Here is a 14979-nt window from a genome sequence, read left to right on the forward strand (position 1 = left end):
GCTTCCCCGGCGCAGGCCGGGGCCCAGTTATGCAGCACGCATTGGCTGACGCTGCGCGCACTTGCCTCCACCTTCGCGACTGGGCCCCGGCCTGCGCCGGGGAAGCGGCTGCGTTGAGAAGCGGCTATGGGAAGCGCACTTTCGCACAAACAAAAAAGGGCCGGTGCGTTGCCGCACCGGCCTGAGGTCGTCCGCAGGAGGAACATCGTGTGGGGGGCCGGCCTGCGCGGGCCGGCCCTCCAATCTCAATAATTATAGGCGCGCTCGCCATGTTCGGTGATGTCGAGGCCTTCGCTCTCGACTTCCGCCGTCGGGCGCAGCCCGATCGTGTATTTGAGCGCGAGGAACAGGATCAGGCTGACCGCGCCGGACCACAGCAAGGTCGTGCCGACCGCCCAGATCTGCGTGAGCACCTGGCCGCCCATATCGTACACGCCGGCCTTGGCCACCGGTGCGGTATAGTCGATCCAGCCCTGCCCGCCGAAATCCGGGTTGGCGACGATGCCGGTGCCGATCGCGCCGATGATCCCGCCAACGCAGTGGATCCCGAACACATCGAGGCTGTCGTCATATTTCAGCGCGTTCTTCACCTTGGTGACGAAGAAGAAGCAGCCGATCGAGGCGACCGCGCCGAGCAGGATCGCGGTGCCGGGATGGGCGAAGCCGGCCGCCGGGGTGATCGCGACCAGACCGGCGACCACGCCGGAGACGGCGCCGAGCAGCGACGGCTTCTTGTGCACGATCTGCTCGATGATCGCCCAGGTTACGCCGGCCGCAGCGGTCGCCGTCAGCGTGTTGATGAAAGCCAGCGCGCCGAACGCATTGGCTTCCAGCCCGGAGCCCGCGTTAAAGCCAAACCAGCCGATCCACAGCAGGCTTGCGCCGATCATCGTCATCACCAGGCTGTGCGGCGGCATCGGTTCGGTCTGGTAGCCGAGCCGCGGCCCGATCACGAGGCAACCGACCAGGCCGGCAATGCCCGCATTGATGTGCACCACGGTGCCGCCGGCGAAATCGAGCGCGCCCCAGCCCCACAGCAGCCCGCTGTCGTTCGGTGCCGCGGCCAGGAAGTCCGGGCCGGCCCAGTACCACACCATGTGCGCGATCGGGAAATAGGCCAAAGTTAGCCAGGCGACCACGAAGATGATCAGCGGGGTGAACTTGATGCGCTCGGCGAACGCCCCGACGATCAGCGCCGGCGTGATGCAGGCGAAGGTCATCTGGAAGATGATGAAGACATATTCCGGCAGATAGACGCTGTTCGAGAAGGTCGCCGCGAAGGTCGTCGGATCGACGCCCTTAAGGAACATCTTGTCGAGCCCGCCGAACAGTTTCGGGAACGGCGTGCCGGTCGAGGTGAAGGCCATCGAATAGCCCCAGGCGAACCAGACCAACGCCGCGACGCAGACGATCGTCAGCACCTGCATCAGCACCGAGAGCATGTTCTTGGTGCGCACCAGGCCGCCATAGAACAGCGCCAGGCCCGGCACCGACATCATCAGCACCAGCACCGAGGAGACCAGCATCCAGCTGACGTCACCCTTGTCGACCATCGCCGCGGTGGGCACGAACGGGGCGGCGGCAGCCGTGGTGGCGGCGGCCGCGGCCGGCGCCGCTTCGACCGCGTTCTGCGCCCAGGCCGGCAGCGCCGCAAGCAGGGCGGCGCCCGCGCCGGCGAGGCCGGCAAATTTCGTCGTGGATTGCATCATTTCCCCTTTCACAGCGCGGTCTGATCGGTTTCGCCGGTGCGGATGCGCACCGCCTGGCCGACATCGAGGACGAAGATCTTGCCGTCGCCGATCGCGCCGGTATTGGCCGCGGCCTGCACCGTCTCGACGACGCGCGCGGCGAGGTCGGTGGCGCAGACGATCTCGATCTTGATCTTCGGCACCATGTTGGTGCTGTATTCAGCACCGCGGTAGATTTCGGTCTGGCCCTTCTGGCGCCCGAACCCCTTCACTTCGGTCACGGTCATGCCCGCGACGCCGATCTCGGTCAGTGCTTCGCGCACCTCGTCGAGCTTGAATGGTTTGATGATGGCAATGACGAGTTTCACTCGGGTAGCCCCCCTTGTTGTCCCAGGGGGCTACACAGCAATCGCCGTGCCAAGGTGCGAAACCGCGCTTATTCTAGGGAATGCGTCGCTCGGCGACGGGCAGCGCGGTAGATTTTTGTGCAGTTGCGAAAGGATGCCCGAGAATCAGGCAGCCGCCGCCACGATCGCCTGCGCCGCAGCGAGGTCGTCCGCCGCGACCATCACGCGCACGGCGATGAACAGATAGCTGCCGTCGCCGATGCTCGATTCGCCGTCGAACGCCACCGCGGGAATGCCGTCGGATTCGAGCCGCCCGATCAGGATATGCGCTTCGTTGCGGTTGAACCGGCCTAGTTCGACGAGCGCCACGCTCATACCGCCCGCACCACTTTGGGGCGCCCGATCGGGCATTCGAGCGCGTCGCGATCCCAGGCGCCGAGATCCGCGGCGGCATCATAGCTCGTATGGCAGAAAGCCAGCAGCGCGGCATCGGGGTCCGGCGCGCTGCGCACCGCTTCATAGGGCAGGAGGAATTCGCCGAGCGTGGTATCGTAGGCCGCGGCGGCCGGTTCGACCTTTGCCTCGGCATATCCGGCCGGCGCCGGATAGGCATAGGCGTAGAACGCGGCCTGCGGGAAGGCGTCGCTGCCCGGCCAGAAGCCGAGGCTGGCTTCCTGCTCGCTATAGGCATCGCGCGTCACGGCGTCGGGCAGACCGGGCACGCCGCCCGGATGCGGCGGAGCACTGCGCCCGGAAAAGCGCGTCGAGGCGAGATCGAAGCTGCCCCAGAAGAAATGCGTCGGGCTGGCCTTGCCGAGGAAACCGGTGCGGAACTGCTCGAACACGCGCGTCGCCTGGATCAGCGCGCGCCAGAAGCCACGAACGGCATCGGCATCGTACGGGCGGTGTGCGTGATCGTCGGCGAAGCGCACCGGATCGGGCATTTCGCTCGGCAGGCCGTCGATCGTCACGGCAATGTCGAGATCGGCCAGCGCGGCCATCACCTTGCCATGGAAATCGGCGATGCTGCCGGGTTCGAGGGGAATGCGGCATTCCGCGCCATCGCTGGTCGTCAGGATCAGCGCGTCGGCAAGGAAATCGAACGCGATCTCCAGGATATGCGTGCCGCAATGGATCGGCGAGGTGGTGAGCCCGCGCGCCGACACGTAGAGCGGCACGTGCCAGCTATGGTTGAGCCACGGCGTCAACGCGAGCCGCACCTTGCCGACGATCTGCGTGCGCAACTGCAGCGCGACGGCGGTCTCTCGCCACGCCGGCCAGTCCAGCATCGGCCAGTTCGTGGACATGCTATTTATCTCTTTCTTGGCGCCTTGCCGCCGCGTTTAGCGCCGCAAGCCCCTCATTGCCTAGCGCGGCGAGCTCGTCACGGGCGGCAGCGCTCGCCGTCTTGCTGCCGGAGCCTTCGCCGGAAATGCCATATCCATCCGGCTTCCTGGATATAATGAAGTAGAAGGGGCTGGCCGGATTGCCCGGCTTGCTCACGACGACAAAGCTTCCGCCGTCATCGCACGCATAGACTATCCATTCGGTGCTGCCGAAGCGACGATCGATGCCGCCGATCTCGCACTTCATCGGCGCGGCTTTGGTGTCCGCGGCCGCCTGGTCAGCCAGCCACAAAGCAAGCGCCGCAGCGATCACGCCGCGGTGCCGCCGACCGTCAGTCCGCTCATCAGCACGGTCGGCTGGCCGACGCCGGCGGGGACGCTCTGCCCGCCCTTGCCGCACATGCCGACGCCTTCGTCCAATGCGAAATCGTTGCCGATGCCGATCACCTTGGTCAGCGCGCTTGGACCGTCGCCGATCAGCGTCGCGCCCTTGATCGGGGCGCCCAACTTGCCGTTCTCGATCTTATATGCCTCGGTGCAGCTGAATACGAACTTGCCCGAGACGATATCGACCTGCCCGCCGCCGAAGCTCTTGGCGAAGATGCCGTTCTTCACGCGCGACAGGAGTTCGGCGGGATCGTCGCGGCCGGCGCGCATGAAGGTGTTGGTCATGCGCGGCATCGGCGCGTGCTGGAACGATTCGCGGCGGCCATTGCCGGTCGGCGCGACGCCCATCAGCCGCGCGTTGAGGCGATCCTGGATATAGCCCTTGAGGATGCCGTCCTCGATCAGGATATTCTCCTGCGTCGGCGTGCCCTCGTCATCGATGCTGAGCGAGCCGCGGCGATCGGCGATCGAGCCGTCGTCGATCACCGTGACGCCCGGCGCCGCGACACGCTCGCCGATGCGCCCGGAAAAGGCGCTGGTGCCCTTGCGGTTGAAATCGCCTTCGAGGCCATGGCCGATCGCCTCGTGCAGCAGGATGCCGGGCCAGCCCGGCCCGAGCAGCACGGTCATTTCGCCGGCTGGCGCATCGACCGAATCGAGATTGACCACGGCCTGCGCCAGCGCCTCGTCGATCGCGCGGTTCCAGGTCTCGGGCCGCATCAGATCGTGATAGAGATAGCGGCCGCCGAGGCCAAACGTGCCGGTTTCGCGACGCCCGTTCTGCTCGACCACGATCGATACGTTGAGGCGCACCAGCGGGCGGATATCGGTGGCGACGAAGCCGTCGGCACGGACGATCTCGACGACGTTCCACGAGCCCATCAGCGACACCGAGACCTGCGCGACGCGCGGATCGCGCGCGCGGGCGGCGGCGTCGATCGTCTGGCACAGATTGACCTTGTCGGCGAACGGCACGAGATCGAGCGGATCGGCATCGGTATAGAGATGGCGGTTGGTGCCCTGCGGCGGCGCGGCCTTCGGGCCGGTGCTGGGATCGATCAGCGCCATCGTCTCGCCGGCGCGCAGGATCGCCGCACCGCTCAGTTCGTTGGCATGCGCGAAAGCCGTCGTCTCGCCCGACACGGCACGCAGCCCGAAGCCCGACTGCGTATCATAGCTCGCGGTCTTCAGCCGGCCATCGTCGAAGCCGAACGCCTCGGTCTTGCGATATTGCAGGTAGAGTTCGCCGTCATCGGCCTTGGCGAGCACCTGGGCGGTGAGGCGCTGCGCCTCCGCCGGATCGAGCTGGCCATCATGATACAGGAACGCGCGGGGGTCTGTCGGGCTGGTCATGCCCAACAATATAAGACGCTCAGCGGCCTGCGCCATCCCCATGATCGCGCAAGTCGGCCTGATCCTTGCCGTCCGCCGGGCCGCCGATCAGCACGAAGCGGCGGTCGCAATAACCGCAATCGACATAGCCGGTCTCGTCGATTTCCAGGAACACGCGCGGATGGCCGAGCGATGCGCCGCCGGGAATGTCGGTGGCGCCATCGCAGGCGTTGCGCTTGTGGGAGACACGGAGGATTTCGGGCGGGGCGATCATGGGGCGCAGATAGCAAGGGTGCGCTGTCCAAACAATCCTCCCTGGTACGGGGAGGTGGCGCGCGAAGCGCGACGAAGGGGGGTCTCCCCGAACGCCACGGTTGCGTTGCCGGCATACCCCCTCCGTCAGCCTGCGGCTGTGTTTGGGCGAGATCGTATCCCCCGGATACGATCTTGTCCTGCCGGGGGCAGGACAAAGCCCAAACACTCCCCGTTCCGGGGAGGATTACGGTTGCACCATATCGTCAAGATCGTATTCCCACGCGCATGACCGAAGCCGCAATCAGCATCGCCAACCTCTGCAAGACCTATGTGGGCGGCAAGCGCGCGCTGGACGACGTGTCGTTCGAGGTGCCACGCGGGCAGATCTTCGGGCTGCTCGGCCCCAACGGCGCGGGCAAGTCGACGCTGATCAACATCCTGGCCGGCCTGGTCAACAAGACTGCCGGCAGCGCCACGATCTGGGGCTTCGACATCGATGCGCATCCGCGCAATGCCAAGGCCTCGATCGGCATCGTCAACCAGGAGATCCTGTTCGATCCGTTCTTCTCGCCGTTCGAAACGCTGGAAATCCAGGCCGGGCTGTACGGCGTGCCGAAATCCAAGCGCCGCTCGATGGAATTGCTCCGGGCGGTGCATCTCGAGGACAAGGCGCATGCCTATGCCCGTACGCTTTCCGGGGGCATGAAGCGCCGCCTGATGGTGGCCAAGGCAATGGTCCATTCGCCGCCGGTGCTGGTGCTCGACGAGCCGACCGCCGGCGTCGACATCGAACTGCGCCAGCAGCTCTGGGCCTATGTGAAGAGCCTCAATGCGCTGGGCGTGACGGTGGTGCTGACGACGCACTATCTGGAAGAGGCCGAGCAGCTCTGCGACCGGATCGCGATCATCAACCACGGCAAGCTGATCGCCAACAAGCCGACCCGCGAACTGGTCGGTATGGCGACCGAGAAGTTGGTCGAGGTGACGGTCGACCGCGATGTCGTGGCCACGCCCGACAATGCCTGTTTCCACAAGATCGAGCTGAAGGGCACGCGCACGCTCGCCATCACTTACGCCAAGGACAAGGTGAATGCCGGCGAAGTGCTCGGCGCGGTGCAGGCCGACGGCTATGGCATCGTCGACGTGTCGACGCGCGAGGCGGATCTGGAAGACGTGTTTCTCAATCTCACGCGCGCGGCAAACGCGGGCTGAGCCGCGCATCGCCCCCCGACCGGGTCCGGCGTGACGGGTCGACCATCGACGTGGCGCGGCGTTATTCCGCGCCGGTCAATTCGCGCGAGCGTTTCGCCAGCCTGAGCGCTTCGTCGATCAAGTCCGCGCTATGCGCTTCCTCCTTCACCGCGATGGTCAGGCAATTCAGGGCTTCTTGATGGAGACGTGCGGCGCGATCCTGCGCACGGGCCTTTTTGGTTATCTTGGTCACGCCGGCCCAAAGCGCGGATCGTTCGGACGTTCCACCGGTTCGTCGCACACGGGGCGATTTGCCTTCCGCATCGGTTGAAGCGTAGGCGACGTGCGCCGCGCAACATTGGCGCAACATTGGGAGTGAGCATGGCGAGCAGTAGCGCGAACAGCAGCGACGTGCTGATCATCGGGTCGGGCGCGGCCGGGCTGACCGCGGCGCTCAATCTCGCCGATCGCTTCAAGGTGACGGTGCTCGCCAAGGGCCAGCTCAACGAAGGCTCGACCGCCTGGGCGCAGGGCGGCATCGCCGCGGTGCTCGAGCCCGGCGATACGTTCGACAGCCATATCGAGGATACGATGATCGCCGGCGCCGGCCTCAACGACCGCGCCACCGTCGAGTTCGTCGTCGAGGGCGCGCCGGCGGCGATCGAGCGGCTGGCGCAACTGGGCGTACCGTTCAACATGGAGGGCGATGCGCGCCACCTGACGCGCGAGGGCGGCCATTCGCACCGCCGCATCGTGCATGTCGACGACGCCACCGGCTGGGCGGTGCAGGAAGCGCTGCAGAACGCCGCGGTGGCGCATCCCAACATCACGCTGGTGCCCGACATGGTGGCGATCGATCTCGCCACCAGCCGGCACGAGGAGCGCTATTCGGGCGCCGGCAACGTGTGGGGCGTCTACGCCGTCAACCGCGCGACCGGCCGCGTCGAGCTGTACACCGCGCGCGCGACGATCCTGGCGACCGGCGGTGCCGGGCGCACCTATCTGTTCTCGACCGCGCCGCGCGGCGCCACCGGCGACGGCATCGCCATGGCCTGGCGCGCGGGCGCGCGCGTCTCCAACATGGAGATGATGCAGTTCCACCCGACCTGCCTGTACAATCTCGAGGTCAAGAATTTCCTGATCACGGAAGCCGTGCGCGGCGAGGGCGGGCGGCTGCTGATCCCCGACACCGGCTATCGCTTCATGCCCGATTTTGACGACCGCGCCGAGCTCGCGCCGCGCGATATCGTCGCGCGCGCGATCGATCACGAGATCAAGCGCCTCGGGCTCGATTACGTGCATCTCGACATCAGCCATATGGGCGCGGCGTTCATCACGCACCATTTCCCGACGATCTACGAGAAACTGCTGACGCTCGGCATCGACATGACCAAGGAGCCGATTCCGGTCGTCCCGGCGCAACATTATACCTGCGGCGGCGTGGTCATCGATCTCGACGGCAAGACCGATCTGCCCGGCCTCTATGCCGCCGGCGAATGCAGCGAGAGCGGGCTGCACGGCGCCAACCGTCTCGCGTCCAACTCCTTGCTCGAATGCTTCGTGTTCGGCGAAGCCGCGGCCAAGCATATCGCCAAATGCTGGGACGAGCTGCCCGCGCCGCCGCCGATCCGCGCCTGGGACGAAAGCCGCGTCGAGGATTCCGACGAGGAAGTGGTGATCAAGCAGAACTGGACCGAGATCCGCCGCTTCATGTGGAACTATGTCGGCATCGTGCGCACCACCAAGCGGCTTCAGCGTGCGCAGCACCGGATCAAGCTGCTGACCGAGGAAGTGAACGATTATTACGGCCACTTCCGCGTCACGCCCGACCTGATCGAGCTGCGCAACCTGCTGCAAACCGCCGATCTGATCGTGCGCTCGGCGCTGCACCGCCACGAAAGCCGCGGCCTGCACTACACGCTGGACTATCCCGAAACGCTGCCGGTGGCAGTGGATACCGTGCTGGTGCCCTGAGCGGGCGGGCCCGGTCGGTACGCGCTACCGGCCGCGACCTTGCCGCTCAGCCTGCGTCGATCCTATGATCCGGCAACGCGGTTTTGCCGGCCATTTGCTGCTCGCGCACGAACGACCGCGCCAGTTGCGTCCACGGAAAATCTGTCGTTCCACCGCACCTCACGCGCATGCGCTTCGTTTATACGGTCCAGCTTGACCTGCAGCGCGGCACGACTGGTGGCACTGAGTGTCCCGCCATCGGCAAGACGCCGACGGATCGCCTCTTCTCTGAGGTCCTTGAGACGGCTGACATAGATGTTCTGCAGTGTCGCAAGATCAGTATGCGCCGGGCCATAGCTGCCTCTCATGCCCGGATACTGCGCTTCCGCCGCCGCCGCCATCCCACACAAAGCCGCCGCGGCTCCGGCGATGGCAAATGATTCGACAAACCGCACCGTGCTTCTCCTCGACGGAAACAACTATCCAGAAATTCTATATCTTTAGTGACATTGTCAACATTCTTTCATTTTCACTTCGCACATACTTGACTCGGCCGATGCCGCATTTGACGCGAACCTTACCAACTGAAACCCTAATCGCGCTTCGTCCAGCAGATTACATCCGTATATCGTCGCGGTGGTCGACGCCGGATGGCACGCCTCGATCGCAACCTTTTCGGGCGGATTCCCTGCAACAAGACCGCAGACCGCCAGCAATTCGCAAAGCGATCGCAGAGCGGGAATCGTCGCACGCAGCGCGTAATCGTCGCTCGGAACGCGACCGTAATCATCCCGCCGCATTTCAGCGCCGGTTCATCGCAGCGCGGTTAATCAGCTATTTTTCAAGACCTTTCGTGCAGTACGGAATGGAGCGGGCGGGATTTAGGGCAAAGAATTGGCACCAGTTCGGGTAGATCAGCGTGTGTTGCGCCAGTCGGCGGCGGTACTGGCGCTCGCGCTGGCGCTCGGATCGTGCGGCCATGGCGCGGAGCAGCGTGCCACCGTGCTGCCCAAGCCGATCTACCAACTGGTCATTCCCGTGCCGCCCCGGAAAGCGGCGGTCGCGGCGCCGCAGTCGCTGGCCACCAACGTCGCGCTGCTCGGCGCGAATTTCCGCGGCAAGGTCGGCATCGCGGTCAAGAGCGTCGACCAGGGCTGGACGGTGCAGAGCGGCGGGACGACGCGGCTGCCGCAGCAGAGCGTGAGCAAATTGTGGGTCGCGATGACCGTGCTCGATCTGCGCGACCAGGGCCGGCTGCGGCTCGACGATCCGGTGACGGTGCGGCGCGAGGATCTGGTGCTGTTCCACCAGCCGTCGGCGATGCTGGTCAAGGACGATGGCTGGCAGACGACGGTCGGCGATCTGCTGCAGCGCGCGCTGACGATGAGCGACAATCTGTGCAACGATCGCCTGCTCCAGTATGTCGGCGGCCCCGGCGCAGTGCGCGCCTTCATCGTGCGCAAGGGCCTGGGCGATATCCGCTTTGGCCCGGGCGAGCGCGACCTGCAGAGCAACACCGCCGGCCTGTCGTGGAAACCGGAATATGCGCTGGGCGACGCGTTCAACCGCGCCCGTGCCCGCCTGCCGCAGGCCGATCGCGTCGCGGCATTCGAGCGTTATGTCGGCGATCCGCCCGATGGCGCCGCGCCGCTCGCCATTGCCGGCGCGCTGGCCAAGCTGAAGAAGGGCGAGATGCTGTCGGCGGAATCGACGCGCTATCTGATCGGTACGATGGAATCGTCCAAGACCGGCAAGCAGCGCCTGCGCGGTGCGGTGCCGCCGGGCTGGAGCTTCGGACACAAGACCGGCACCGGCCAGGATCTCGCCGGGCGCACCGCCGGCTATAACGATGTCGGCATCCTCACCGCGCCCGATGGCCGCAGCTATGCGCTGGCGGTGATGATCGGCGATACGCCGCGCGGCATTCCGGAACGGCAGCAGCTGATGCAGGCGGTGGTGACCGCGGTGGTGCTCAGCCACGGCTGATGCTCGTCAGCACCGGCGCGACCCGCTAGGGTCCGCCGCGTGATGACCCTGACCGCCCGGCACAAGCTGCTCAATCGCCTCGCCGGAGCCATGCTCGGGCTGCTGCTGCTCTCGCTGGTCGTCGGCCTGCTCGTCCCCGTCTATACCGACGAAGTGGCGTGGCGCTTCCAGATCTCGCGCTTCCTGCAGGACGGGATCGACCGCGCGACCGGCGAGACCTGCGGGCTCAACACGCTGGCGATGCCGGCCTATTTCATGCTCCCGGTGCGGCTGTTCAGTGCGACCGCGACGGCCTTTCTATCCGATCCGCTGGCGGTGCGCGTGGCCGGCATCGCCTGCGCGATCCTCGCCGTGATCGCCATGCTCGGTCTGGTGCGGCAACGCGAACCGGCGTCGGAACGCCGGGCAGTGATTGAGATCCTCGTGCTCGCGTTGCTCGGCACGGGCGTGCTGCCGTTTTTGCTGGTATGGAGCCGCCCCGATCAGGCGATCTGGCTGGCGATGCTCGCCAGCCTGTGGATCGCCTTCGCGCCGCGCGCCGCCCGCGAGACCGGCGAACCGCGCGCGCGCATCGCCGCGATCACGCTGCTCGCGCTGATCGCGTTCAGCTATCATATGAAGGGCGTGTTCTATCTGCCGGTGTTCGTGCTGGCGGTCCTGGCAAGCGGCCGCGGCGCGCTGCACTACCGGCTGCGCGGCGTGGCGCTGCTGGTGATCCTGGCCTGTACCTGGTCGGCCTATCGCTACTGGTCCGATCGTTTCGCCTGCCCCGACGATCCCGTGCTGGCGGCCAAGCTCGAGCAGCAGAACGTGATGATGCTGCTGCGCAATGGCGGCTGGCGCGCGCTGCCCGGCGCGGTGCCGACCTTGCTCAGCAATATGTGGCCCACGCCCTATATCCGCAACACGATGCCGGCGACCGGCTATATGTCCTATTGGCTGCCGGCCACGCCGGTGCCGTTGCCGCTGATGGCGCTATGGCGCGCGATGATCTGGTTCTGCTGGTATCTCACCGCGGCGATCGCCGCCGCGCTGGTATTCCTTGCCGCGCGCGACCGCTTTCCGCAGCGCTGGATGCTCGCCGCGGCGCTCGTGCTGGCCGGCTGCGCCAGCGCCTGGGCGATGCTGCAATATAACAAGAACGCCTATGAATCGTCGGTCTACCTTCCAGTCCTGATCCTCGCTCTGGTGTTCCTGTGGGCGGCGCCGGCGCGCTATCGCGCCTGGCTCGGCTCACCGGTGCTGACGATCGCTGCGCTGTCCGCGATCAGCCAGGTGCTGGTCGCCGGCAGCTATGCCGCGCCATTATGGGCGGCGGGGCGCGGCGGCGGCTATGTCGCGGGCCAGCCTTATTCGCTCAGCGCCTTCGCCTATCCGCGCGCGCGGATCCTCGCCGCCGGCGCCAAATGCGGCATCGTGCTGCATCCGGGGCTGAAGCGCGTGCTGATCGACGATCTGACCTATTTCGCCTATGCGCAAAGCTCCACGCCGATGCACCGCCTGGGCGTTTTGTCCGATTGGAACGGCTCGGCCGGTGATCCGATGGCATGGATGCGGCGGCACGGATCGCCCGGCGCGGTGCTCGCCTGCGCCTATCTCCCGCCCTCGCTGCGCGAGCGCGCGATCGCCACCGGCGACGTGTGCTGCGTTTCTACGCGCTGAGCGTGCCGGATGGGTCGCGTTGGCCGAACGACCCTGCTATCTCCCCCGCCCATGCCTCATCTCTATCTCGTCGACGGCTCTGGCTATATCTTTCGGGCCTATCACCGGCTGCCGCCGCTCACCAACAAGCATGGCGAGCCGGTCGGCGCGGTCTATGGCTATACCACCATGCTGTGGAAGCTGGTCGACGAGCTGCACGCCGCCGACGGCCCGACGCACATGGCGGTCATTCTCGACAAATCGAGCCAGACCTTCCGCAACGAACTGTACGACCAGTACAAGGCGCATCGCCCGCCGCCGCCCGAAGACCTGAAGCCGCAATTCCCGATGATCCGCGATGCCACGCGCGCGTTCAGCCTGCCGTGCATCGAGACCGAGGGGCTGGAGGCGGACGATATCATCGCCTGTTATTCCAAGGCCGCGCTGGCGCAGGGCTGGTCGGTGACGATCGTCAGTTCTGACAAGGATCTGATGCAGCTGATCGAGCCGGGGCTCGATCTGTACGACACGATGAACAACCGGCGGCTCGGGCCGGAGCATGTCGCGGAGAAATTCCACGGCATCGTCCCCGGGCAGCTTGGCGACGTGCTCGCGCTGATGGGCGACAGTGTCGACAACGTGCCGGGCGTGCCGGGCGTGGGGCCGAAGACCGCCGCCAAGCTGATCCTCGAACATGGCGATCTGACCGCGGTGCTCGCCGCCGCGCCGTCGATGAAGCCCGGCAAACTGCGCGACAATCTGATCGAGCATGCCGACATGGCGCGCCTCAGCCGCGAACTGGTCGAATTGCGCTGCGACGTCGCCTTGCCCGAGCCGCTCGACGATCTCGAGCTCAAGGGCATTCCCGATGCGCCCTTGCGCGCGTTCCTGGAGCATCACGGCTTCCGCACCCTGCTCAACAAATTGTCGGCGGTGGCGGATGCGCCGGTCGCCGAGCCCGCGCCGGGCCTGCCCGGCGTGGCGGAAGACGAAGATCCGGTGTGCGACCATGACGGCTATGAGACGGTGGTCGATGCGGACGCGCTCGATCGCTGGATCGCCGCGGCACGCCATCAGGGCTGGATCGCGATCGATACCGAGACCACCGGCGTCGATGCGACGCGCGCGGAACTGGTCGGCGTCAGCATGGCGCTGGCCCCCAACCAGGCCTGCTATATTCCGTTGGCGCATGGCGGCACCGACATGTTCGCCGAAGTGCCGGTACAGCTCGATCGCGCGGTCGCGCTGGAAAAACTGAAGAGCCTGTTCGAGGACCCGAGCGTGCTCAAGATCGGGCATAACCTCAAATACGACATGATCGTGCTCGCCCGTTGCGGGCTGGACGTCGCGCCGTTCGACGACACGATCGTGATGAGCTTCGATCTCGACGCCGGCCTGCACGGCCACGGCATGGACGAGCTCGCCGCGACGCACCTGTCGCACAGCTGCATCGCGTTCAAAGACGTGGTCGGCGTGGGCAAGACCCAGCGCAGCTTCGCCGAGGTCGATCTGAAGGCGGCGACGCGCTATGCCGCCGAGGATGCCGATGTGACGCTCCGGCTGTGGCGACGGTTCAAGCCGCGCCTGCCCGCGGAAAGCGCGACGCGCGTTTACGAGATGGTTGATCGCCCGCTCGTCCCCGTCATCGCGCAGATGGAGCAGCACGGCATCAAGGTCGATGCGACCAAATTGTCGCAGCTTTCGACCGAGTTCGCGCATCAGATGGGCGCGCTCGAGGTCCAGATCCACGCGGCAGCGGGCGGCGCGTTCACGATCGGCAGCCCCAAGCAATTGGGCGACGTGCTGTTCGAGCGGATGGGCATCAAGGGCGGGCGCAAGGGCAAGTCCGGCGTCTATTCGACCGATGTCACCGAGCTCGAGCGCATCGCCGCGGACAAGGATTCGCCGGGCAAGGAGATCGCGCGCCAGGTGCTCGACTGGCGCCAGTTGTCGAAGCTCAAAAGCACCTATACCGATGCGCTGCAGGCGCAGATCAACCCGGCGACCGGGCGCGTGCACACCAGCTATTCGCTGACCGGCGCGCAGACCGGGCGCCTGTCCTCGACCGATCCCAATTTGCAGAACATCCCGATCCGCACCGAGATCGGCCGCCAGATCCGCGATGCGTTCGTCGCGGACGAAGGCAATGTGCTGCTTGCCGCCGATTACTCGCAGATCGAGCTGCGTCTCGCCGCGCATATGGCCGACGTGCCGGCACTCAAACAGGCGTTCGCCAATGGCGACGACATCCATTCGCTCACCGCGCAGGAATTGTTCGGCGAGGTCAATCGCGACACGCGCGGGCGTGCCAAGACGATCAACTTCGCCATCCTCTACGGCATCAGCCGCTGGGGCCTGGCCGGGCGCCTCGACGTCACGGCGGACGAGGCGCAGGCAATGATCGATCGCTATTTCGAACGCTTCCCCGGTATCCGCAACTATATCGCCGCGACTACCGAGACGGTGCGCGACACCGGCTTCACCACCACGTTGTTCGGGCGCAAGACGCATTTCCCGCGGATCAAGTCCAAGGTGCAGCACGAACGCCAGGGCGCCGAGCGCGCCGCGATCAACGCGCCGATCCAGGGCACCAGCGCCGACATCATCAAGCGCGCGATGGTGCGCATGGGCCCGGCGCTGCTGGAGGCCGGCCTGCCCAACGTGCGCATGCTGCTGCAGGTGCACGACGAACTCGTGTTCGAACTGCCCGAGGGTGACGTCGACGCGGCCAGGCCGGTGATCGAACGCATCATGGCGACGGCGGCCGAGCCGGCCGTGGTGCTCGACGTGCCGCTGGGGATCGAAATCGGCACCGGCCTCAGCTGGGGTGCCGCGCATTGAGCCAGACTGGGG

Annotated in this window: 14 protein-coding genes; 5 read left to right on the top strand and 9 right to left on the bottom strand. The window is 66.1% G+C overall.

The genetic code is table 11. The features are described from left to right. Positions 1 to 245 precede the first annotated feature (245 nt). The 7 genes from NV401_RS07360 to NV401_RS07390 form a co-directional block, all read right to left on the bottom strand. The gene (locus tag NV401_RS07360) at positions 246 to 1706 is read right to left on the bottom strand and encodes an ammonium transporter (protein WP_261293755.1); all 1461 of its coding nucleotides are present in this window, start codon (positions 1704 to 1706) and stop codon (positions 246 to 248) included. An 11-nt stretch (positions 1707 to 1717) separates the two neighbouring features. Then, complete coding sequence (locus tag NV401_RS07365) at positions 1718 to 2056, bottom strand: P-II family nitrogen regulator (RefSeq protein WP_183110165.1); 339 nt, start codon at positions 2054 to 2056, stop codon at positions 1718 to 1720. Between the two features lie 144 nt (positions 2057 to 2200). Then, positions 2201 to 2410, bottom strand: a complete 210-nt coding sequence (locus tag NV401_RS07370) for a putative signal transducing protein (RefSeq protein ID WP_315369085.1) — start codon at positions 2408 to 2410, stop codon at positions 2201 to 2203. Continuing rightward, positions 2407 to 3342 (bottom strand): DUF5996 family protein, encoded by a 936-nt coding sequence (locus NV401_RS07375; protein WP_261293756.1) that lies wholly within the window; start codon positions 3340 to 3342, stop codon positions 2407 to 2409. The genes NV401_RS07370 and NV401_RS07375 overlap by 4 nt, the downstream gene beginning before the upstream one ends. Before the next feature lies 1 nt (position 3343). Further along, positions 3344 to 3694 carry a hypothetical protein gene (locus tag NV401_RS07380; protein WP_261293757.1) on the bottom strand — a complete coding sequence of 117 codons (351 nt, stop codon included), beginning with the start codon at positions 3692 to 3694 and terminating at the stop codon, positions 3344 to 3346. Further along, positions 3691 to 5121, bottom strand: coding sequence for a metalloprotease TldD (gene tldD / locus NV401_RS07385; RefSeq protein ID WP_261293758.1), 1431 nt, complete (start codon positions 5119 to 5121; stop codon positions 3691 to 3693). The genes NV401_RS07380 and tldD overlap by 4 nt, the downstream gene beginning before the upstream one ends. A 19-nt stretch (positions 5122 to 5140) precedes the next feature. Next, complete coding sequence (locus NV401_RS07390; protein WP_261293759.1) at positions 5141 to 5374, bottom strand: zinc-finger domain-containing protein; 234 nt, start codon at positions 5372 to 5374, stop codon at positions 5141 to 5143. Between the two features lie 266 nt (positions 5375 to 5640). Between NV401_RS07390 and NV401_RS07395 the strand changes: the two genes are divergently transcribed. Then, positions 5641 to 6567, top strand: coding sequence for an ABC transporter ATP-binding protein (locus tag NV401_RS07395; protein WP_261293760.1), 927 nt, complete (start codon positions 5641 to 5643; stop codon positions 6565 to 6567). Positions 6568 to 6628: 61 nt separating this feature from the next. On the opposite strand, the gene NV401_RS07400 is transcribed toward NV401_RS07395, so the two are convergent. Beyond that, complete coding sequence (locus NV401_RS07400; protein ID WP_261293761.1) at positions 6629 to 6916, bottom strand: hypothetical protein; 288 nt, start codon at positions 6914 to 6916, stop codon at positions 6629 to 6631. An 11-nt stretch (positions 6917 to 6927) separates the two neighbouring features. Here NV401_RS07400 and nadB point away from each other — a divergent pair, with 11 nt between their 5' ends. Continuing rightward, positions 6928 to 8520: an L-aspartate oxidase gene (nadB, locus tag NV401_RS07405; RefSeq protein WP_261293762.1), complete on the top strand. Its 1593-nt coding sequence runs from the start codon at positions 6928 to 6930 to the stop codon at positions 8518 to 8520. A gap of 62 nt (positions 8521 to 8582) precedes the next feature. Here nadB and NV401_RS07410 read toward each other — a convergent pair whose 3' ends face one another. After that, positions 8583 to 8954, bottom strand: a complete 372-nt coding sequence (locus NV401_RS07410; RefSeq protein WP_261293763.1) for a hypothetical protein — start codon at positions 8952 to 8954, stop codon at positions 8583 to 8585. A 469-nt stretch (positions 8955 to 9423) separates the two neighbouring features. Between NV401_RS07410 and NV401_RS07415 the strand changes: the two genes are divergently transcribed. Genes NV401_RS07415 through polA form a run of 3 tightly spaced genes read left to right on the top strand, consistent with a single transcriptional unit; the run spans position 9424 to position 14967 of the window. Next, entirely contained in the window at positions 9424 to 10485 is a 1062-nt protein-coding gene (locus NV401_RS07415; RefSeq protein ID WP_261293764.1) for a serine hydrolase, read from the top strand. Positions 10486 to 10524: 39 nt separating this feature from the next. Beyond that, complete coding sequence (locus NV401_RS07420; protein WP_261293765.1) at positions 10525 to 12147, top strand: hypothetical protein; 1623 nt, start codon at positions 10525 to 10527, stop codon at positions 12145 to 12147. Positions 12148 to 12198: 51 nt separating this feature from the next. Beyond that, the gene (gene polA, locus NV401_RS07425; protein WP_261293766.1) at positions 12199 to 14967 is read left to right on the top strand and encodes a DNA polymerase I; all 2769 of its coding nucleotides are present in this window, start codon (positions 12199 to 12201) and stop codon (positions 14965 to 14967) included. The last annotated feature ends 12 nt before the right edge of the window (positions 14968 to 14979 follow it).

It is taken from the genome of Sphingomonas hylomeconis (assembly GCF_025370105.1).
GTDB classification, from domain to species: domain Bacteria; phylum Pseudomonadota; class Alphaproteobacteria; order Sphingomonadales; family Sphingomonadaceae; genus Sphingomonas; species Sphingomonas hylomeconis.